This window comes from Biomaibacter sp. TOL (assembly GCF_059717795.1).
The window spans coordinates 1,400,544-1,419,994 of record NZ_AP046092.1 but is presented as its reverse complement, the minus strand read 5'-3'; the positions used below and the strand labels follow the sequence as shown (position 1 = coordinate 1,419,994).

Sequence of the window (19,451 nt, the reverse complement as noted above, 5' to 3'; positions counted from 1 at the left end):
TCAGGAGGTACATATAAAATGTATAAAAAAGCCCTGGTGTTGGGATTTATACTGGTATTGGCATTTACTATGAGTATGCCAGCCCTTGCTCAGGAATCCGCGAACACACAGGAAGTCCAGGAACTGACTGAGGATAGTGTGCTGGGTGTCCTTCCGGAACATGGACAAGGATTACATTTATATGCAGGCTTTTGCTCAGGATGGGCAGAAAAAATGGATGAAAATGAAAAACCCCGTTCCCATGGCCTTTGATAAGCAATTCATTTCCCAGCAGCAGGAAATGATGAAGGGCTTTGAAGGCATGGTGCATTACAGACTGTTGGGAAAAGAAACGCTTGATGGCAGAGAAGTATACAAAATGGCCGTATATTCCAGAATCGACGATATGGTGAAGCTTTTCGACATGCTGGGGTCAGTTGGCGAGCAGGAAAAGCAGACCCTTGGCGCAGCCAATAACATCATAAAGTCCATTTATATGAGTGGCGTAATGTACATGGGAGTAGAGGACAAATTGGTTTATAAAGCAGAAATAGCCGCTATGATATCTATGGATACCGAAAAGCAAAAAGGAAGTCCTGTAGTTATAAGTTCAATGGAAATGGAAGCGTCTTACGATTATTATGACTACAACGCAGATATCAGTGTAAAGATACCCGATGAAGCAAAAAATGCCGAAGAAATAAATTTAAACAATTCGAATTCTACGGAAGAGGGGCAGTAACGGTCAATATACATCTTGTAAGATTACGTAAATGTTCGCAGCAAATAATGTTCCAGATACGAAGGGAGAGAAGAAATGGAGTCGAAGAAATTATTTACATGGAAATTTTTATCGGGGATTCTCGCAGCAATATTGATATTGGCGGCTTTTGCACCCGGCGCTGTGCAGGCCGCTGGCTATGTAAAAATAGTGATTAACGGGCAACTGGTGAGTTTTGATGTGCAGCCGGTAATCGAAAACGGCAGGACGCTGGTGCCATTTAGAGGCATCGGAGAAAGCATAGGAGCCTCTGTCAACTGGGAGCAGAGCATGCGAACCATTACTGCCAGTAAAGGTGATAAGACAGTAACTCTGAAGGTGGGCAGCACCACCGCCTATATAAATCAAAATCCGGTGAAACTGGATGCTCCTCCGGTAATTCGCAACAATAGGACTCTGGTTCCGTTGAGGTTTTTCAGCGAGGCTTTTGGAGCCTCAGTCCTGTGGCAGAATGCTACCCGGACGGTAATCATCGATACCGGTGGAAAGTTGTCGAAATACATACTAGGATACTATTATTCCCAATCCTATGACGATTTTATGAAGAATTACAACAAACTCTCATCCACTGCTGTAAAATGGTATACTCTGGATGACAATGGCGATGTAACGGACAATTACGGTTCTCCGAGATACATCAATGTCCCTGACGGTTATGAGGAAGTGATTAAACTCTCGAGAGCAAATGGCATCAAGATTTACATGCTGATTTTTGAAAGCAATGGGGACAAGCTGCAGAAAGTTTTATCCACGCTCGAATCCAGAAAGCGCCTCGTAAGCCAGATTGTGACCGTAGTGGAACGAGAAGGTTATGACGGAGTAAATATTGACTTTGAATATCTGAAAGCTGCTGACAAAGATAAATTCATAGAGTTTATAAAAGGGCTATCGGAAGCCCTCCATGCCAGTGGAAAATCGTTGAACATCTCGCTGCCGGCAAAGACCGAAAAGGCTGACTGGTGGCCGGGATACGATTACAGGGCGCTGGGAACTTACTGCGATTTCGTGGTGCTTATGGCATATGACAAGAACCCCGCTTCCCCTGAACCCCAAGCCGGTATAGACTGGGTGGAAGAGGTAGTGGATTATGCCCTGGCCAGGATTCCTGCAGAGAAGATTGTGCTGGGCATAGGCTATTTCGGCTATGATTGGGCGACAGGCGGCGGCAAAAATACGGTTTTGGCGACCAGAAATGGGATGAGCATCTCCGGATTGCTTTTTGCCGACGAGCTTGCGGCAAAATACGGATTAAAATTTACTCTGGATAAAGAATCTGGTATGGCGTACGGCACATATACCGATTCGAATGGCGTATTCCACCAGATATGGATGGAAAACGAGGCTTCCGTGGATGCCAAGGCAAAACTGGTTATCCAAAAAGGATTGAAAGGCATAGCGCTGTGGAGGCTTGGCTATACCACGCCATCCTTCTGGAATACGATTTACAACAATTTTCAAGCCGTAAAAGAATAATTGTAGGAAAACCCGCGCGTGATGTGGCGTGGGTTTTTTTGCTGTTTGACATTATATTAACAAAACAGTAGAATATTAATTGGAGATTTTCAATTAAATTATCAATTGAAAAAAGATATTCAATGTGGTATAAAAAAAGTGACATTATTTTGCGGCCCTGCTGATAGTTTTTTGAGGATGGTTTATATGAGAACAGTGGCACTGGTGGGGAAATCTGGCACCGGCAAGAGCCATAAAGCCCAGCTGGTAGCCGGGCAGAACAATCTGGAGTATATTATAGACGATGGGCTTTTGATTTACGGCAACAGAGTTGTGGCGGGCATATCGGCCAAAAGAGAGGAAACCAAGCTGGGAGCGGTAAAAAGGGCTATTTTTCTGGACCCGACTCATGCGCAGGAGGTCAGGGACAAGATAGCTGAGCTTAACATCAGCGGAATCCTGGTGATCGGGACGTCCGAAAACATGATAGCGGCCATATGCAAAGCCCTTGACCTGCCTCTGCCGGAGAAAGTAATAAACATTGAAGAAATATCGACTCCTTCGGAGATAAACACTGCCAGGCGCATCAGAAGCCTTGACGGCAAGCATGTGATTCCGGTGCCGACCCTGGAGATAAAAAAGAATTTTTCCGGATACCTGCTGGACCCCCTGAGAATTTTTTACAGGAGAGGCAAGCAGGATGTGTTAATCACGGAAAAATCCGTGGTGAGGCCGACTTACAGTTATATGGGAAAATACACCATATCGGATACCACAGTAAATCAAATCGCGCTTTATGCAGCCCGCCAGGTAAAAGGGGTGGCCGGCGGCAGGATAATAATCGAAAATTACAGCGAAGGGATAATTTTAAACCTGGAATTAACAATTGAATACGGTATACCCATAAAACCGGTTTTAGAGGCGGTCCAGGAAGAAGTGAGGAATTCCGTAGAATACATGACCGCGCTTAATGTTATCAGAACAAATGTCGTAGCAAAAAAATTTTATTTTAAAGAATTGGACTCTTAAAATCAGATTCCTGCAGTCTGCTTGATTTCATATTCTCCGGTATACTTTGCCGAAGAAGAGGAATTCAAGATTGGATATAGAAATAATGTTGTATATATTGAATATATTGAATAAACAAAAGGAGGTCAATCATGTTTAAAATTCTAGAAAGAAAGGATCTGGCTCCTTCCATCAAGCTCTTTGTGATGGATGCGCCGCTGGTGGCCAAAAAAGCCAGGCCCGGCCAGTTCGTGATACTCAGGATAAAAGAAGGTGGAGAAAGGATTCCCCTCACCATTGCGGACTACGATGCTGAAAAAGGCACCGTAACGGTGGTGTTCCAGGAGGTGGGCAAAACCACCCGGGAGCTGGGGACTCTGAAGGCAGGCGACTTGCTCCAGGATTTTGTGGGCCCTCTCGGAGTGCCGGTGGAATTTCCCCATCACAAAAAGGTGCTGGGCGTGGGTGGAGGCCTCGGCGTGGCGCCCCTCTACCCCAAACTCAAGATGCTTCACGATCAGGGCGTGGAGGTGGTTTCAATTATCGGAGCCAAGACAGCCGATATGCTGATTTTTGAAGACGAGATGAAGGCTGTCAGCGACAGGCTGTATGTGTGCACAGACGATGGCTCGAAAGGCCGTCACGGGTTTGTGACCGTGGTGCTCAAGGAACTTCTGGAGCAGGGTGAAAAGTTTGATGAGATAATAATAATAGGTCCGCCTATATTGATGAAAATAGGCGCCGATATTACAAAGCCTTACGGAATACCGACCATGGTAAGCCTCAACCCCATTATGGTGGACGGCACCGGTATGTGCGGAGGATGCCGCGTGAGCGTGGGCGGCGAGACCAGGTTCGCCTGCGTGGACGGCCCGGCTTTCGATGGACACAAAGTAGATTTTGACGAGCTAATGAAGAGGCTGGCCACTTACAGGGACGAGGAAAAAATTTCTGCGGATAAATTTCAAGAAGAACATGAGTGTAAATTGACAGGGAAGATAAAGGAGGCCGAAAGAGATGCCGCTGAATAAGAGTAAGAAAAAAACGCCCATGCCCGCTCAAAAACCCGAGGTTCGCCGGCGAAACTTCAACGAGGTGGCCCTGGGCTATACTGAAGAAGATGCCGTAAATGAAGCCCAGCGGTGCCTTCAGTGCAAAAAGCCGGGATGCGTGCAGGGGTGCCCCGTTCAGGTCCAGATTCCCCGTTTTATAAAGCTCATTGCGGAAAGGGACTTTGACGGTGCAATCAAGGTAATAAAGGAGACTAACAGTCTGCCCGCTGTATGCGGCAGGGTCTGTCCCCAGGAGGAGCAGTGCGAACAAAAATGTGTCGTGGGCAAAATGGGGGAACCTGTGGCTATAGGCCGTTTGGAGCGTTTTGCGGCTGATTGGGAGCGGGCAAGGGGAGTGAATATACCGGAGCTTCCCGCAAAGCTCGGCAAAAAGGTGGCCGTTATCGGCTCCGGGCCGGCAAGCCTTACCTGTGCGGGAGATCTGGCAAAACTGGGATACGACGTGACGGTTTTCGAGGCGTTTCACAAGCCCGGAGGAGTGCTGGTGTACGGCATTCCGGAATTCAGGCTGCCCAAGGCTATAGTCCAGGAGGAAGTGGAATTCATAAAGAAGCTTGGAGTAGAGGTTAAGACCGATATGGTCATGGGCAAGGTGCTTACCGTTGACGACCTGTTTGACATGGGGTACGAGGCGGTGTTTATCGGTACGGGCGCGGGTCTGCCGAAATTCATGGGCATTCCCGGTGAAAACTACCTGGGCGTATATTCAGCCAATGAATTCTTGACCCGAATCAACCTCATGAAGGCTTATTCCTTCCCAGAAACCGACACACCCATCAAAGTGGGCAAAAAGGTTGCGGTGGTAGGGGGCGGCAATGTGGCCATGGATTCGGCAAGATCCGCATTGAGGATGGGAGCCGACGAGGTGCACATAGTATACCGCCGCTCCGAGGAAGAGATGCCCGCAAGGCAGGAAGAATTCGAGAACGCTAAAGAAGAAGGAATTATCTTTGATTTTCTCACAAATCCCGTGAGGATAATAGGGGATGAAAAGGGATGGGTAAAAGGCATTGAGTGCATCCGCATGGAGCTTGGGGAGCCGGACGCCTCGGGCCGCCGCAGGCCTGTCCCCGTAAAAGGCTCCGAGTTCACAATGGAAGTGGATACGGTGGTAATAGCCATAGGCACCGGCCCCAACCCTCTGCTCATAAAAGCTACGGAAGGACTTGAACTGACAAAATACGGCTATATTGCCGCCGATGAAAACGGCAGGACCTCAAGAGAAGGTGTCTGGGCCGGAGGCGATATCGTAACAGGTGCGGCTACCGTAATACTGGCCATGGGGGCGGGCAAAAAGGCTGCGGCCTCTATTCACGAATACTTGCAGAGTAAGAAGTGAGAAGTCAGAAGTCGGATTAAGAAGGATTTCGCAAAGTAAAATCCTTCTATTCCTACCCACATTTCTCATTTTTAGCGTATAATAATAGGGGAGGCGATGGCAAGGGAAGAGCCCGGGTAGTGGAAATTCTTGCTGTCGCCTGTTATTTTTTGATATAGTCTTAAATTTTTATGAACAGATGAAATCCGGCAGGAATTTCTGCATTCTCGTGGAAATATATTTTACACACTTGCATGATAAGGAGAGACCTCAAATGAAAATAGGCATTCCAAGAGCGCTGGCTTATTACGCCTATTATCCGTTTATCAAGACATTTTTTGAGAAACTGGGGCTGGAAGTAGTGGTTTCCGATGAGACTACAAAGGAAATCATGGATAAGGGCGTGGAGGATGCCATAACCGACGCCTGCGTCCCCGTGAAGCTGTTTCATGGGCATGTCAGAAACTTATTGGGCCGTGTCGACTATGTGTTCGTCCCGAGGCTTGTGAGTATAAATGCTGAGGCTACATTCTGCCCGAAATTCCTGGGTCTGCCCGATATGCTGGTATGCTCGATAAAGGATTTTAAAAATATGCTGGAAGTGAGAGTAGATTTAAGGAAAAAACGACTGAGGCTTTTCTGGCTGTGCATGAGTCTTTCAAGAAGGTTTAAAAAAGGATTCTTTACCGCCTACAACGCGTATATCAAAGCTATCTTCAGTTTTAAGAACTATGCCCACCAGTTCCTGCAGGGAGGGATTCCGCCCCTTGGGATAGTGGCCCAGCGCAAAAATTTGCCCATAAGGCTGGGGGTGGTGGGATACCCATATATGCTGTACGATCCCTATTTAAGCCTAGACCTCATTAAAAAGCTCATAAACATGGGAGTGTATGTGGTGACGCCGGAAATGGTGCCCGAAAAAGACAAAATGAAACAGGCGAAAAAGCTCAAAAAAAACCTGTTCTGGACCTTCAGCAACAGCGTGGTGAGGACCGCCTATCATTTTTTTGAGAACAGATGTGTGGACGGTATCATACATATTACGGCATTCGGGTGCGGCCCGGATTTTATAGTCGATAAGGTAATGGAACTGGAGGCAAGGGAAAAGAACATGCCGTATCTCACCATTACGCTGGATGAACAGACCGGGCAGGAGGGGCTGAATACCCGGTTGGAAGCTTTTGTGGATATGCTTAAGATAAAAAGGGCAAAGAAAGAGGCGGCATTGGCATGAGAAAGGTTTCATTTCCGTATATGGGCACATCATATATTCCCATAAAGAAACTGATGATAGCCTTCGGCAATGAGGTGGTCCTGCCTCCCAGGCCCAATTCGGAAACCATAAGCCTGGGATGCAAATTCGCACCGGAATTTGCCTGCTATCCTTTTAAGATAGTGCTGGGCACATACATGCAGGTCCTGGAGGCCGGCGCCGACACACTGGTTTCCACTGGAGGAGTTGGACCGTGCCGGGCGGGCCTATATACCACCCTCCAGGAAAAGATATTGAAGAGCCTGGGTTATAAATTCGAGATGATAACGCTGGAGCCGCCAGGACGGCACTTTACTGATTTGATGGCCAGCATAAAAAAGCTAATCAACGCCCGGCTTTCCTTCAGAGATTATATAAATATAGGAAGATTTATCTGGAAGGAACTTACGCTGCTTGACAGGGCCGAAAGGCTGTCCCATAAGACAAGGCCACTGGAGGTGAAAAAAGGGGAAACCACAAGGGTGTACAAGAAATGTGTGGACCTGGTGGCGAAGGCTGAAAGCATAAAAGAGCTTGCAGAAATAGAGAGGGAAATGGAGCTGCTCTATGAAGGTATAGAAAAAAAAGATTTTGACCCGGTGAAAATAGGCATTGTGGGCGAAATATATGTGCTGATGGAACCATCGGCTAACCTGGAAATAGAGGAAACCCTAGGGGACCTGGGGGTATATGTGGAACGTTCCATGTTTCTTTCGGGATATACCGTGTCCAATGCCGTCATGGATCTTTTTCATATGGCAGGAGAAAGGGACGTGAAAAAGCTCGCCTCTCCATATTTCAAAGAAATGTGCGGGGGCCACGGCAGAGAATCGGTGGGGAATGCGGTGCATTTTGCAAGGCGCGGCTTCGACGGTCTGATTCAATTGTCGCCGTTTACCTGCATTCCCGAGATTGTAGCAAAGAGCATACTGCCCAGGGTATGCGAGGAAAGAGGTATGGGTTTTCTCTCATTGACACTGGATGAGCAGACCGGAAAAGAAGGTGTGAGGACCCGCCTCGAGGCTTTTGTGGATTTGCTTTTTGCAAAAAGGAAAAAGATGAGGCTTTCATCGGAAAAATCGCAGCTTGTAAAGGAGATGTCTTAGATGGCGTATTATCTCGGCATAGACGTTGGTTCCGTAAGCACGAACCTGGTTATAATAGATGAGGAAGGGAATGTGGAAGAGGCGGTTTACATAAGAACCCAGGGGCAGCCCATTAAAGCTGTGCAGGAAGGCATGAAGATGCTCTCCTTCAGAAACAGAAAAAAATGGGATATAAAGGCCGCCGGCACCACCGGCAGCGGCCGCCAGCTTGCTGCGGTTATAGTGGGTGCCGATGTGGTAAAAAATGAAATCACCGCTCACGCCGTGGCGGCCCAGAAAGAGGTTCCGGACGTGCAGACGGTGCTGGAGATAGGGGGCCAGGATTCCAAGATAATCATTTTAAGGGACGGAGTGGTCACCGATTTTGCCATGAATACGGTATGCGCCGCAGGCACCGGCTCTTTTCTGGACCAGCAGGCCAACAGGTTGGGCATTCCCATCGAGGAGTTCGGCGACCATGCGTTGAAGTCCAAAAATCCCGTGCGCATAGCAGGGAGGTGCGCTGTGTTTGCAGAATCCGACATGATTCACAAGCAGCAACTGGGTTATAAAACCGAAGATATCATTCGGGGGCTGTGCCAGGCGCTGGTGAGAAACTATCTCAACAATGTGGGAAAAGGCAAAGAAATCCGGCCGAAAGTTGTGTTCCAGGGGGGCGTGGCGGCAAACAGCGGCATGAAAGCGGCCTTTGAGGAAGCACTCGGTATGCCCGTATACGTTCCCCGGTACCATAACGTCATGGGGGCTATCGGCGCGGCCTTGCTGGCGCGGGAAGCGGGCGTGGAAAACACCGCATTCAAAGGTTTCGGTGTTTCGGATATCAATTTCACCGCAGACAGCTTCGAGTGCCGGGGGTGCCCCAACCGCTGCGAGGTGGTTAACATCAAAATGGAAGGGAAAGTCATAGCCCGGTGGGGCGACCGCTGCAACAAGTGGAAAACCATTGATAGCAGCGGCGCCGCATAAAACAGTCGGGGATGTGTTTTTAAAATGGATTTTTCCGCAGTCATTCTGGCAGGAGGCAAGTCATCCCGCATTGCGGGACAGAATAAAGCCCTGCTCAGAATCGGAGGGCTTACGATTATAGAGAGGGAAGTTCTTGTCTTAAAACATATTTTTGATGAAATAATTGTTGTCGCCAACAGGCTGGAGGATTTTAAAGCCGCAGGCCTGGCGCAAGCATTATACGAAGACGCCGTGGAAAGCCGCGGCCCCATTTCCGGCGTATACACCGGCCTTTTGAAAATGCAAAGCGAGGCCGGATTTTTCTGTGCCTGCGATATGCCTTTTTTAAACAGGGAACTTATCAAAATTATGCTGGACCAAAGCACGGATTTTGATATAATATGCCCGAGGACAGGAGGCAAATATCTTGAGCCGCTGCATGCTGTTTATAGAAAAACCTGCATGGGCCCCATCGAAAACCTGCTGAAAAATCCCGGCCCGACAAAGCTCCGGAATATATTTCCTCTGGTAAAAACCTTATTCCTGGACGTGGAAAATGTGCGCTGCAAAAAGCAATATTATGATTTTTTCAATGTAAACACATGGGAAGATTATATTGAAGCGATGAGTATTGATGAGACATTAATATAGCTTCTCCAGACTCTTTTTCGTTATAAATATCTGTTTTGAAACCAATTTTTTTGACGCGATGCGCTTTAAACCTCCCGGGTGGAGGATGGCGAGCAGGATTTTTTCATACCAGGACACCACATTTCTTATAAAACTGGAATTTATGTCGTGGACTTCAAAGCCAAGTCTCGTAATCCCCCTATTGATGAGGGTATATCCCATGAATACCTTAACATTTTTTAAAAGTGGATTTGATTCTGCGTATTCTTTTAGGGCCGAGAGAGCCTTCGTTGCCTCCCGGAGAGAAGAAAGCCCCAGAAAAGTCGGAGAACCGTTCTTTTCTGAAAGCATCGCAAAAAATCGGTTATCAAGATGCAGTTCTCCATATTTGTCCCCACAGTTCAATACAGTACCATCCCTGCAAATCAACCTGCTGCCCCGGTATTTTCTAACAGCTATGCGGAAAAATCCCCCGGGCACCGGATGAATTCCTGCCAGCATTTCGAATACGGATTCCCACAGAAACCATATTTTGATAATCAACCTTTTCATGCGGACCTCTTTTCCACAAAACGGTTTATATCCACAATTTCAAGGTTTTTCTTCCGGAGCCCTTTGATTATGTACTCCAGAGACTGAATCATGGCTTCGGGTGCATTTTTATCGCATCCGATATTGGTGCTGCTGTCGTGAAATATCAGTATATTTCCGCCCCGGACTTTTTTGAGCACATAATTTGCTATTTTATTCGGTTTTTTATACTTCCAGTCCCAGCTCATGAAACTCCACAGCACGATTTTCATGCCCATTTTCCGCACATACCTGTAGACGAAAGTTGTAAAAAGTCCCCATGGCGGCCTGTAGTAGTAAATATTCCTGCCGGTGATTTTTTTTATTACCTCCACGGATTTTTTAAGTTCCAGGTAAGTGGCCCTGGGACCAAGGAGCCAGTTCATACAGTGCCGGTAGCCGTGCACACCTATCTGATGCCCCTTTTTGACAATTTCTTGCACAAGAGCGGGGTACTTCTGGGCTTTGTCCGCCAGCAGGAAAAAGCAGGCTTTTATATCGTACTTCTCCAGAAGCGACAGAAGTTCGGGCGTATATCTGGGGTCAGGGCCGTCGTCGAACGTTATGGTCACCCAGGGAGTTTTGTCTTTTTTTGCCCAGATTACGTTGTAATGAAAAGTACGGCCGAAAAAAGTGGGGATGAGCGCCACGAAGAATAGATAAAAGAGGGCAAGCCTGATTATGAACCAGACCACTTAACACCACTCCTCTCCTATTAATTATAATATGACAGATGAGAGGAAATTTCAAGCATGCGACAACTCAAGAACCGTCCCCATGTCGCACCTTGTCACGTGGCAGTTCCACCGCCCTCCGCTTCCAAGGGAATCCTGTAACAAAAATAAAATAAATTAATTAACAGGAAAATGGAAATAAATGTAGAATAAATACCCTAAAGTATCACCATTAACCCTGGGGGTAATCGTATTGGCCGAACCCATGACAAAGGACGAATTTGCCACTGCATTTCAGGAGCTTTACAAATCAATCTATAAAACGGTCTTTTATATTATCAGGGATAAAGATCTGGCTTACGACATTGTTCAGGATGCCTTTGCCAACGGCTATAAAAATATACATACTTTGTCATGCAGAGATAAATTTAAACCCTGGATCATTAAAATAGCCACCAATCTGGCATATTCTTACCTCAAAGGAAGACAGGAATTCGACATCGGCACCATCGAAAATATCTTCTTATTGGAACAACAAATTTACGGGGAAACAAAAGATGATGTCAGCCGAAAAATTGAGCAGCGTGAATTGAAAAACGAGATAGAAAAGACGATTTTATCCCTGAACAAGAAATATTCAATTGTTTTGATCTATCGATTTTATTGCGAAATGACATACGAAGAGATTGCAAAAGCTATGAATATAGATGTCAATCTGGTAAAAAGCAGGCTGTATAGAGCAAAACAGCAAATGAAGATACGGTTGCAAAAAAATGGGGTTGTCAAAGAATATATTGGGTGCGTGAAGACAAATGGAAAGTAAAGGATATAGAATAATAAAACAAAGCCTGGATGATATAGTGAACAGCATGCCGGACCCCGAGAAGGAACCGGATTGGAAAGCTTTGATTTCAAACATTGAAAGAGAGGAAAAAACCAGGCATACGAAAAAAGTCAAATTTCTATCCAATACGAGGAGATATGCTGTCGCCGCTGCCATTTTCCTGATAATAGCCGTATATTTTGGCACCGGCACAACCAATGCCAAGAACATGCTGTTTTCCAACATTTTTTATAATGTAAAACAGACCATAGGCACTATCTTCAAAATAACAACTGACCGGCATATGGACCAAAGTGAATTAGACAATGAGCAAAATAATGCTTCTATGGAAAAGATCACTACTAAAGATATGCAAGAAGCTAAAACCCTTTCGGACGGAAAGATAAAAGCCCCCGCTTATTTGCCTGTGAATTATGAATTAAAAGCAATTACCATATATAAAGAGGAAAATCAAATCTATAATATAATCCTGGAATACACTGATGAAAATGGGAATGATTTAAAACTAAGAGAAATTCCAATTGTAGGCGGAAACACCTTCGCCATAAATTACAAAAAAGAAGGGACCGATGTGGTTGAAGTTCAGGATGGCGAGGTGAAATATATCATTCTATCGTTTGAAAACGGCTATTCCAAACTGATATGGGATAAATACGACATGAATTACATGTTGACAGGAAGCCTGTCAAAGGATGAAATGCTCAAAATTGCAAAGTCGATATAATAAATGACGAAGGGACCTATTAAAGGCGGGTCTCTTTTTGATTTTACATATGGATAAAACCTATTCAACCTTTTGAATTAAAATAAGGCCGGCAAAGTTAAAAGTTATAACCGGCCTTATTTTAATCAAAGCAGAAACTATACGGTACGGGCAAAGAATATTGCTTTAATCGATCAAATACAAATCGGTATAGCTGGTTTGAGTTTCTGTTTCGCTGCCGTTTTCGGCATAATGAGTACCCTTTAACCTGTAATAATGCCCCTTGTCCACAGTTATTTTATTGAAATAATATGCTTTATCACTGTAAAGCTCCTCGGCACTCCACGTTTTTACAGTCACCCATGACGAATTTACCTTTTTCTGCAGTTCTACCGTAACCCTTACTTCCTCTACTTTGGAACCTGTTTCGGTGCCTCCTTCCACCCCAATATCCCCATTCCCAAAATCGTGTAAAGCTACATACCAGAAATCAATAAGGTCTACTTCTCCCGAGAGATTAGGGACCAACTCAATATAAGATTTGGAATGATAATCCTTTACAATGGTTTTTGCTGTCTCGGAAGGGAAGACGTTATCTTTCGCATGGGCGGCAGTTGCCGGCAACAATAACAGACAGGCCGCAAAAATCAAAAAGAAATAGATCCTGAAGTTTTTTAACATAAAAACTTCCCCCTTTAATTTTTTTTGGTTTCCAAAGATATAGATAAAAAACAAGCCCAAAATGTTACAAGGTTTTTAGGCCCGTGAAAAAATTTTTTTAAAAAATTTTTCAAAAACATGGACCTTTTTTGCCTCAAATTTTATCTAAATATATGGAAGAAGAAATAGATGGAAGACGAGTGCTTTTTGAAAACTTTGCCCTTTTGAAACGTTTTTTTACTTCAAATTTGTTCTGAAGGGGGAAGTTACGTGAAACATGAAGAAAGGTTAGGGGAATTGATAATAAAAATGAAATCGGGAGACGAGGAAGCTTTTGTAAAACTGATTGACATATTTAGCCCGATGATAAGAAAATACAGCTATCAAATGGGGTATGACGATGACGTCACACAAGAATTAATAGAAAGGTTGATATGTGCCATTTACAGATTCAATCCCGGGAATTATAGCGAGAGGGAAGGGGTAATGGAAGATGATGATATGGACCTGCTGGAAGTACGTTTTGCATTATGGTTAAAAAAAATTATGGGATATTCATTTACACGGCTTGCCAGCAAGCACAGGGAATATCGGAAAAAACAATTATTGATTCTAGATTCCCCGATTTACGATGATAATGAAGAAAGGATGATAGACCTGATGACTGCGGATGAAAATATTGATATAGCTGAAGAAATTTGCAGCGATATAGAAACTCAAAAAAAATTGTCAAGGCTGCCGAAAAAGCAAAAAAAAACAGTAATATATACAATTTTATTAGGTTACTCCGAAGCCAAAACGGCAAAGAATATGGGGATATCACAGCAAGCAGTACATAAGTTAAAGCAAAGGGCATTGGAGAATTTAAGAAAAGAGTATTTAAAGGATGATTATTGGAAGATGAAGGACGACTAAATTTATTGCCATAAAAAAACTCAAATATTTTTTTAATTTTTTTCAAAAGAGGTTGTTATTTTAGGGTTTAGATGTACTTTTATATAGTAGAAGGAAAAATTTAGGGGGAAGAGGGTGGTTCCGTTGGGTGATTATCTTTAAAGTTAATATCCTTGCTTAATTCTTAAAATTATATTTTTAAGGAGGAGTTCAGATGTATACCTCAAAAATAAAAAAAATATTAGTAATTTCTTTGTTGGTTTGTATGATGGCATTTAATTTCGTTTACGCAGCTGTACCAGATAATATAAATGATTCTATTGTTTTAGTTAAAAATAAAGAAATAAAAGATATAAAACAGATAATGAAATTAGCAGTTAAACCAGAGCAATCCGAGCTCCCATTGAAAATATTAAATAAAGATGATAATATTGAACTAAAGGTATTCAATCAAGTGTTGGAGAAAAAGAAAAATGTCAAAACGGGGGCTATAACCGAAGAAGGAATAGCTACAATAATTTCAATATATAAGAATCCTTATAAAAATGAAACATCTTTTAAGTCGGATAATCATATAGATGTTTTGAGCGAAATAGGATGGTTAACAGATGAAGGGTACGACGGAAGTATTAGTGTATATGGTTACGCAAAATTTCATTACTATAGAACAACGCAAAATAATGAAGAATTCATGGCTGTTGACGAATATCGTGGTTATTATGAAATAGTAGATGAAAGTGTAACTGTATCTAACCCGCAAATGCTAGTATTCTGTGATGGTTCCACTTTAGATGGTGGAAGAGTTTCAAATGAGCGACGATCTTTTAAACTGGTGGAGGGAGTGACAAAAAGTTTCGTTCCACCTTGGAAAGATGAATATGTTCATATAAGTTACATGACAGGTCACGCTTGTAAAGTTACATTAACATGTAAAATGGGAACAAGAACTTGGAAGTGTACATGGGAAGTACAAGAAGGATTGCAGGATGTTTGGTAAAATAGATTATCCAAAAATTCGAGCAAAATCTTTTTACTTACTTTCTTAGGAAGTAAATAAAAATGGCTGGAATACATGTTAAATGTATACCAGCCAATATGTCATCTACATATCTCTGGTGGAAGATTCTTTTGTAAGAAGAATCCATAGAGTCGGAGAAGGACATCATTTTGGAATTCAGCCATATACTGGTCAAATTCATTCAGATACACATTTACCAAAAATGGACTGATGACTGAACCCTGATGGAGTTCATTCTATTTGTGCTGCCAGCGGTAGCGGCGGAATGGAGGTTATGATGAAGAAAACAGTGCTTTTAAGCATTATTTTGTTTGTTTCCTTATTAGTTGGTTGCGGTATTGGCTTTGAAAAAAAAGCAGATCAAGAAATAGAAAAGATACTAAATGAGTCTAATTATGAGAACATAATAACTTATAAGGGAGAAAGCCAAAATTGGAAAGTGAATTATATTGATGAATATACAGATATTTGGGAGAAGGATAGCGAGAATAAAAATCAATACTATATAAAAGTTAAAAGAAACTGGATATTAATCTATAAAGGGAATAATTTAAATGAACTAAAGGGAAAAAGCGTCAACTGTTGCTTCAAATCTCCAATTAATGGTCATTCTACATCTGCAAAGTTTGAAGATGGTATTTTCATATCACAGGAAGAGAAAGAACAAAAAACAAGCATTCCCCGAGGACAGGAAGATTTTAAGTATGAAGCAATAATAACATGGGATGAAAAAAATATACAAAAGAATGAAACTATTACATTGCACATCGATAAAAAGCGGTTTGCTACAGAGCGAGAATAAGGCTTCTTAAATGAATTGACCCCTTTATTTCCTCTGAAGGTTTTCGCTATAAATGCTAAGTATATTATTGTAATATTAGACCGGCTTTTAACCGGTCTTAGTTTTACCTTATAGATTTTCCGATGCTTATAATTTCCTCCTCCGCCAGAGGGCCGGAAATACTGTAGAACATCGCCGGTGTATGCCAGAGGAGCTGGCGGGTATCGTTATCCTTAAACCAAATGAGTGTGGCCTCAAAATCATTTAAATCCACTGTTTTAACATCGGTATCATTTTTTCTGAAATTGTAAAAAAAGGCGGTGGGTCTGGTAACCGGAGTTTCCTCTATGGTGAAATACCTGTCATTGTTGCTGGCTTCATATTTAAGCTCGATGGAAGACATTCTGCTGTTTTCATCTCTTATGAATACTCCGGAAAGCCGATATCCATCGGGGATGTATGCTGGAAGGACAATTTCATAATCCAGCATTTTTTGAACCTCGTCGGGACTTCGATAAGTTTTCTCACGCACTGCATTTATTTCTTCTTGCCCCTGCAATATATCCTTTCCTGTCTGAGTAATGCCCGAAATATTAACCACGTTTCCAAAAAAACTTTTTATAGTTTTGAAAAAACCATGACCTGCAAAGGCGCTGTTGCCCGTGCCTGCAACAAATCCCATAAAAAATACGAGCAGGACGGCTGCAGCAGCGAGTACCATTTTCACCCACACCTGTTTTTTAACCTTCTTTGAAACACTGAGCTCTTTTTTTATTTTTAGCCATATCCGCTTTTTATCCGGTGAAACAATATCATCGGAAATTATTTTTATCTGTTCGGAAAAATACATATCAAATTCATCTTTATATTCCTTCATATAACTTCGCGCCCCTCCTGGGATTTTTGGGATTCCAACAATTTCTTTAATGTGTTTTTTGCTCTATGAAATCTGCTTTTAACTGCCGCTGCGGAAATACCCAAAACTTCTCCTATGTCTTTAAATGGGAGGTCATAATAGTATCTTAATATTACAACTTGACGGTAGGATAAATTCAGCTTATTTAAAGCATTGATTATCTTCAGCTTATTTTCTTTATCAAGAATTAAGTCTAATGGATCTTCAAGAGAATATTTTTGATGTAAACTATCCAGATCGTCTGAAAGAAACATTCTGGAATTTTTTCTTATCATATCGATAGCTTTATTCGAAGCGATAACGGCAACCCATGCATGAAATTTTTTTATATCTCTCAATCTGTCAAAGTTGTTGAATGCCGCTATAAAAGCCTCCTGGACGGCATCTTCGGTGATGGAATCGTTGAGGGTAATCATATAGGTCGATTTATAGATCTTATCAAAATACTTGTCGTAAATCATTTCAAACAGATCGCTGTTTTCCAAAATTCAATCTTTCCCTGCATGTCCATTATATCACAAAAAGTTTAAAAAATAATTTTAAAATGTTTACATAATGTTGAAACCTTTTTAAGGGTTTATACGACTATATAGTACATTGGATATCTGCATTTGTTCATCCACCGCGCCTTTTTGCACGGTTTTGTTATCCCAAATATTAACATGGAGGAGGGATAAACGTGAAATATAAAGAAAGGCTCGGAGAATTGATATTAAAGATGAAATCAGGCGAGGGGCAAGCCTTCGTAAAACTGATTGACATATTTAGCCCGATGATAAGAAGATACAGCTATCAAACGGGATATGACGATGACTTCACACAAGAACTAATAGAAAGGCTGATATATGCCATTCACAGATTCAATCCCGGGGCTTATAACAGGGGGAGGAGGGCAGCGGAAGATTATGATATGGATTTATTGGAAGCAAATCTTGTGATATGGGTAAAAAACTCCATAAAATATGCCGTTGAACGTCTTGCCGATAAATATGAAACATATAATAACACACAATTGCCTATTCTTAATTGCCCTGTTTATGATGACAACGAAGAAGAGATGATAGATCAGGCGGCGGATGAAAATATTGATATAGCCGAAGAAATTTGCAGCGATATGGAAGTTCAAAAAAAACTATCAAGGCTGCCGAAAAAACAGAAAACCACAGTAATATATACAATTTTATTAGGCTACTCCGAAGCCGATATGGCAAAGAAGATGGGGATATCACAGCAAGCAGTACATAAGCTAAAACAGAGAGCATTGGAGAATTTGAGAAAAGAGTATTTAAAGGATGAGTATTGGAAGATGAAAGACGATTAAATTTATTTCAAATAAAACGAATTTAACAGCTCAATATTTTTTTACTTTTTTTGTACAAGAGGTTGTTATTTTTGGGTATAGATGTACCTTTATATAGTAGAAGTGGAAAATTTAGGGGAAAGAAGGTGGTTCCGTTGGACGACTATCTTTAAAGTTAATATCTCTGGTTGATTCTCAAAATAATCTCAAAATAATAAAAGAAGTAGCATTACTTAGTTTCCATTGAAAAAAAACCCCTCAACTTGCAAAAAACCAGCATCTTCATCTCCGAAAAAATGGACATTTATGGCATAATATAGCAAGAAGGAGATGGATATAGAATGCTGATAATACAGAACGAAGACTTCAAACAATTAAACGTATTTGACCAATTACTACCAAAATCATGTCTGGAACTTAAAGGTGAACTGGCAGTTGTTGATAAAATACGGATGATAAAACCTTACTAGTGCCGTTTATAGAAAAGTATAATTCCAAATGTGGAAGGCACAGCACTCCTGTTGACACATATATTCGAATGATGTATCTCAAATTCAGATACAACCTTGGATACGAAACCTTAAAAACAGGACCAACGAAGCAAAAGAAAATGTCAGCATATTCAACCAGGGAGCAAGGCCTATAAAAAAAGTAGCACTGGTAGAATAAGAAGAAGGTTTGATAGTTTCAAGCCATGTTGAAGAAGGCAATCCTTACGACAAAACCCTGGCTGTGCCAATGGTAAAGAAGTGTATAGAGGTTTTAAATAAAGCTCCCGAAGAAGTTGCCGCAGATAGAGGTTTTTACTCCAGCGAAAATGAAGAAGAAATACAGAGCCTTAAAGTAAAACATGTAGCTATACCCAAACCGGGCAAGAAAAGTGAAAAGAGACTAAAGCACGAACGCCAGCACTGGTTTAAAAGACTAATACGATGGCGTTCCGGAGGAGAAGCCACCATTGGTCTGTTAAAAAGGAAATACGGTCTTAATGAATGTCTGTTCCATGGGGAAAATACAGGCATATGGGTTAATCTGTCCATTTTCACCCACAATGTCAGCAAGCTAGCAAAAATTATGGCCCAAACCTGCTGAAAAATAGCAGGGTATGGGAAAATAAATGAATAAAGATTAGGTTATCAAGGTCCGGTGAAAAAGGGATAAGATTTAAAATTGCGTTTTTCAATGGTAACTATTTAGTTAAAAACCCTTACAAATATCTGAATGGACAGGAGGCGAAAACGCCATGACGGAATTAAAAAGCAAAGTGATAATAAGTGCCGCATCTTTATTCACACCTTTTGGTCCGAATACCAATGTTAAACCTGTGTGTATGGGACGGTTTTACCGCCCCGAGATCCCGGAAATACTGAAAGGGCCAATTAAAAAGAAGAAAGGTGTTGTATGACCTTTCTTCAAAAATCTGCTTGATATAACAGAGTCAGGAATATAGTGTGGGGGTAAAAAAGCACGCTTCAAAAAGACTTATCACAGATTTCTTGGGCTGTATGAATGTAGAAAAGCAATGTGCAAAATACATTAAAAATTAT

The 19,451-nt window shown here is 42.3% G+C and carries 24 protein-coding genes; 19 read left to right on the top strand and 5 right to left on the bottom strand.

Annotated elements, in window-relative coordinates:
• Positions 1-18: 18 nt before the first annotated feature.
• The 10 genes from AC6I1H_RS07140 (at position 19) to mobA (ending at position 9,565) form a co-directional block, all read left to right on the top strand.
• Positions 19-252 carry a hypothetical protein gene (locus AC6I1H_RS07140; protein ID WP_497740266.1) on the top strand — a complete coding sequence of 78 codons (234 nt, stop codon included), beginning with the start codon at positions 19-21 and terminating at the stop codon, positions 250-252.
• The gene (locus tag AC6I1H_RS07135; protein WP_497740265.1) at positions 218-721 is read left to right on the top strand and encodes a hypothetical protein; all 504 of its coding nucleotides are present in this window, start codon (positions 218-220) and stop codon (positions 719-721) included. The genes AC6I1H_RS07140 and AC6I1H_RS07135 overlap by 35 nt, the downstream gene beginning before the upstream one ends.
• Positions 722-796: 75 nt before the next feature.
• The gene (locus AC6I1H_RS07130; RefSeq protein ID WP_497740264.1) at positions 797-2,233 is read left to right on the top strand and encodes a stalk domain-containing protein; all 1,437 of its coding nucleotides are present in this window, start codon (positions 797-799) and stop codon (positions 2,231-2,233) included.
• Positions 2,234-2,419: 186 nt separating this feature from the next.
• A complete protein-coding gene (locus tag AC6I1H_RS07125) occupies positions 2,420-3,241 on the top strand; it encodes an Asp23/Gls24 family envelope stress response protein (RefSeq protein ID WP_497740263.1) in 822 nt (273 codons plus the stop codon).
• Positions 3,242-3,372: 131 nt separating this feature from the next.
• Positions 3,373-4,251, top strand: a complete 879-nt coding sequence (locus AC6I1H_RS07120; RefSeq protein WP_497740262.1) for a sulfide/dihydroorotate dehydrogenase-like FAD/NAD-binding protein — start codon at positions 3,373-3,375, stop codon at positions 4,249-4,251.
• The gene (gene gltA, locus AC6I1H_RS07115; protein WP_497740261.1) at positions 4,238-5,632 is read left to right on the top strand and encodes an NADPH-dependent glutamate synthase; all 1,395 of its coding nucleotides are present in this window, start codon (positions 4,238-4,240) and stop codon (positions 5,630-5,632) included. Before AC6I1H_RS07120 ends, gltA begins: the two co-directional genes overlap by 14 nt.
• Positions 5,633-5,885: 253 nt before the next feature.
• Positions 5,886-6,845: an acyl-CoA dehydratase activase-related protein gene (locus AC6I1H_RS07110; RefSeq protein WP_497740260.1), complete on the top strand. Its 960-nt coding sequence runs from the start codon at positions 5,886-5,888 to the stop codon at positions 6,843-6,845.
• The gene (locus AC6I1H_RS07105) at positions 6,842-7,969 is read left to right on the top strand and encodes a CoA protein activase (protein ID WP_497740259.1); all 1,128 of its coding nucleotides are present in this window, start codon (positions 6,842-6,844) and stop codon (positions 7,967-7,969) included. The genes AC6I1H_RS07110 and AC6I1H_RS07105 overlap by 4 nt, the downstream gene beginning before the upstream one ends.
• Positions 7,970-8,935 (top strand): acyl-CoA dehydratase activase, encoded by a 966-nt coding sequence (locus AC6I1H_RS07100; RefSeq protein ID WP_497740258.1) that lies wholly within the window; start codon positions 7,970-7,972, stop codon positions 8,933-8,935. It begins immediately after the preceding gene.
• Positions 8,936-8,959: 24 nt separating this feature from the next.
• Positions 8,960-9,565: a molybdenum cofactor guanylyltransferase gene (mobA, locus tag AC6I1H_RS07095; RefSeq protein WP_497740257.1), complete on the top strand. Its 606-nt coding sequence runs from the start codon at positions 8,960-8,962 to the stop codon at positions 9,563-9,565.
• Here mobA and AC6I1H_RS07090 read toward each other — a convergent pair.
• Positions 9,557-10,096 carry a YkoP family protein gene (locus AC6I1H_RS07090; RefSeq protein WP_497740256.1) on the bottom strand — a complete coding sequence of 180 codons (540 nt, stop codon included), beginning with the start codon at positions 10,094-10,096 and terminating at the stop codon, positions 9,557-9,559. The two genes, mobA and AC6I1H_RS07090, sit on opposite strands and share 9 nt — an antisense overlap.
• Positions 10,093-10,809, bottom strand: a complete 717-nt coding sequence (locus AC6I1H_RS07085) for a polysaccharide deacetylase family protein (RefSeq protein ID WP_497740255.1) — start codon at positions 10,807-10,809, stop codon at positions 10,093-10,095. Before AC6I1H_RS07085 ends, AC6I1H_RS07090 begins: the two co-directional genes overlap by 4 nt.
• A gap of 232 nt (positions 10,810-11,041) precedes the next feature.
• On the opposite strand from AC6I1H_RS07085, the gene AC6I1H_RS07080 reads away from it, so the two are divergent.
• Complete coding sequence (locus AC6I1H_RS07080) at positions 11,042-11,611, top strand: RNA polymerase sigma factor (RefSeq protein ID WP_497740254.1); 570 nt, start codon at positions 11,042-11,044, stop codon at positions 11,609-11,611.
• Entirely contained in the window at positions 11,601-12,356 is a 756-nt protein-coding gene (locus tag AC6I1H_RS07075; protein WP_497740253.1) for a DUF4367 domain-containing protein, read from the top strand. Before AC6I1H_RS07080 ends, AC6I1H_RS07075 begins: the two co-directional genes overlap by 11 nt.
• Before the next feature lie 165 nt (positions 12,357-12,521).
• Here AC6I1H_RS07075 and AC6I1H_RS07070 read toward each other — a convergent pair whose 3' ends face one another.
• Positions 12,522-13,016, bottom strand: a complete 495-nt coding sequence (locus tag AC6I1H_RS07070) for a hypothetical protein (RefSeq protein ID WP_497740252.1) — start codon at positions 13,014-13,016, stop codon at positions 12,522-12,524.
• Between the two features lie 249 nt (positions 13,017-13,265).
• On the opposite strand from AC6I1H_RS07070, the gene AC6I1H_RS07065 reads away from it, so the two are divergent.
• From AC6I1H_RS07065 to AC6I1H_RS07055, 3 genes are all read left to right on the top strand, one after another.
• A complete protein-coding gene (locus AC6I1H_RS07065) occupies positions 13,266-13,910 on the top strand; it encodes an RNA polymerase sigma factor (RefSeq protein WP_497740251.1) in 645 nt (214 codons plus the stop codon).
• A gap of 193 nt (positions 13,911-14,103) precedes the next feature.
• Positions 14,104-14,886, top strand: coding sequence for a hypothetical protein (locus AC6I1H_RS07060; protein WP_497740250.1), 783 nt, complete (start codon positions 14,104-14,106; stop codon positions 14,884-14,886).
• A gap of 295 nt (positions 14,887-15,181) precedes the next feature.
• Entirely contained in the window at positions 15,182-15,709 is a 528-nt protein-coding gene (locus AC6I1H_RS07055) for a hypothetical protein (RefSeq protein WP_497740249.1), read from the top strand.
• A gap of 103 nt (positions 15,710-15,812) precedes the next feature.
• Here AC6I1H_RS07055 and AC6I1H_RS07050 read toward each other — a convergent pair whose 3' ends face one another.
• Positions 15,813-16,565 carry a DUF4367 domain-containing protein gene (locus AC6I1H_RS07050; RefSeq protein WP_497740248.1) on the bottom strand — a complete coding sequence of 251 codons (753 nt, stop codon included), beginning with the start codon at positions 16,563-16,565 and terminating at the stop codon, positions 15,813-15,815.
• On the bottom strand, positions 16,562-17,089 hold the full coding sequence (locus tag AC6I1H_RS07045) for an RNA polymerase sigma factor (protein WP_497740247.1): 528 nt from the start codon (positions 17,087-17,089) through the stop codon (positions 16,562-16,564). Before AC6I1H_RS07045 ends, AC6I1H_RS07050 begins: the two co-directional genes overlap by 4 nt.
• Positions 17,090-17,283: 194 nt before the next feature.
• On the opposite strand from AC6I1H_RS07045, the gene AC6I1H_RS07040 reads away from it, so the two are divergent.
• The 4 genes from AC6I1H_RS07040 to AC6I1H_RS07025 all read left to right on the top strand — a co-directional run bounded on the left by AC6I1H_RS07040 (position 17,284) and on the right by AC6I1H_RS07025 (position 19,309).
• Entirely contained in the window at positions 17,284-17,925 is a 642-nt protein-coding gene (locus tag AC6I1H_RS07040) for an RNA polymerase sigma factor (protein WP_497740246.1), read from the top strand.
• Between the two features lie 320 nt (positions 17,926-18,245).
• Positions 18,246-18,374, top strand: a complete 129-nt coding sequence (locus AC6I1H_RS07035; RefSeq protein WP_497740245.1) for a hypothetical protein — start codon at positions 18,246-18,248, stop codon at positions 18,372-18,374.
• Positions 18,375-18,582: 208 nt separating this feature from the next.
• Positions 18,583-18,996 (top strand): transposase, encoded by a 414-nt coding sequence (locus AC6I1H_RS07030; protein ID WP_497740244.1) that lies wholly within the window; start codon positions 18,583-18,585, stop codon positions 18,994-18,996.
• A 151-nt stretch (positions 18,997-19,147) separates the two neighbouring features.
• Complete coding sequence (locus AC6I1H_RS07025) at positions 19,148-19,309, top strand: hypothetical protein (RefSeq protein WP_497740243.1); 162 nt, start codon at positions 19,148-19,150, stop codon at positions 19,307-19,309.
• Positions 19,310-19,451 lie beyond the last annotated feature (142 nt).

Excerpts from the sequence above, each read along its gene's own strand:
- AC6I1H_RS07025 (WP_497740243.1), top strand. The coding sequence starts at position 19,148 with ATGACGGAATTAAAAAGCAAAGTGATAATAAGTGCCGCATCTTTATTC.
- AC6I1H_RS07110 (WP_497740260.1), top strand. The coding sequence starts at position 5,886 with ATGAAAATAGGCATTCCAAGAGCGCTGGCTTATTACGCCTATTATCCG.
- AC6I1H_RS07050 (WP_497740248.1), bottom strand. The coding sequence starts at position 16,565 with ATGAAGGAATATAAAGATGAATTTGATATGTATTTTTCCGAACAGATA.
- AC6I1H_RS07060 (WP_497740250.1), top strand. The coding sequence starts at position 14,104 with ATGTATACCTCAAAAATAAAAAAAATATTAGTAATTTCTTTGTTGGTT.
- AC6I1H_RS07120 (WP_497740262.1), top strand. The coding sequence starts at position 3,373 with ATGTTTAAAATTCTAGAAAGAAAGGATCTGGCTCCTTCCATCAAGCTC.
- AC6I1H_RS07105 (WP_497740259.1), top strand. The coding sequence starts at position 6,842 with ATGAGAAAGGTTTCATTTCCGTATATGGGCACATCATATATTCCCATA.
- mobA (WP_497740257.1), top strand. The coding sequence starts at position 8,960 with ATGGATTTTTCCGCAGTCATTCTGGCAGGAGGCAAGTCATCCCGCATT.
- AC6I1H_RS07135 (WP_497740265.1), top strand. The coding sequence starts at position 218 with ATGAAAATGAAAAACCCCGTTCCCATGGCCTTTGATAAGCAATTCATT.
- AC6I1H_RS07075 (WP_497740253.1), top strand. The coding sequence starts at position 11,601 with ATGGAAAGTAAAGGATATAGAATAATAAAACAAAGCCTGGATGATATA.
- AC6I1H_RS07140 (WP_497740266.1), top strand. The coding sequence starts at position 19 with ATGTATAAAAAAGCCCTGGTGTTGGGATTTATACTGGTATTGGCATTT.
- AC6I1H_RS07070 (WP_497740252.1), bottom strand. The coding sequence starts at position 13,016 with ATGTTAAAAAACTTCAGGATCTATTTCTTTTTGATTTTTGCGGCCTGT.
- AC6I1H_RS07100 (WP_497740258.1), top strand. The coding sequence starts at position 7,970 with ATGGCGTATTATCTCGGCATAGACGTTGGTTCCGTAAGCACGAACCTG.
- AC6I1H_RS07055 (WP_497740249.1), top strand. The coding sequence starts at position 15,182 with ATGATGAAGAAAACAGTGCTTTTAAGCATTATTTTGTTTGTTTCCTTA.
- gltA (WP_497740261.1), top strand. The coding sequence starts at position 4,238 with ATGCCGCTGAATAAGAGTAAGAAAAAAACGCCCATGCCCGCTCAAAAA.
- AC6I1H_RS07125 (WP_497740263.1), top strand. The coding sequence starts at position 2,420 with ATGAGAACAGTGGCACTGGTGGGGAAATCTGGCACCGGCAAGAGCCAT.
- AC6I1H_RS07090 (WP_497740256.1), bottom strand. The coding sequence starts at position 10,096 with ATGAAAAGGTTGATTATCAAAATATGGTTTCTGTGGGAATCCGTATTC.
- AC6I1H_RS07130 (WP_497740264.1), top strand. The coding sequence starts at position 797 with ATGGAGTCGAAGAAATTATTTACATGGAAATTTTTATCGGGGATTCTC.
- AC6I1H_RS07035 (WP_497740245.1), top strand. The coding sequence starts at position 18,246 with ATGCTGATAATACAGAACGAAGACTTCAAACAATTAAACGTATTTGAC.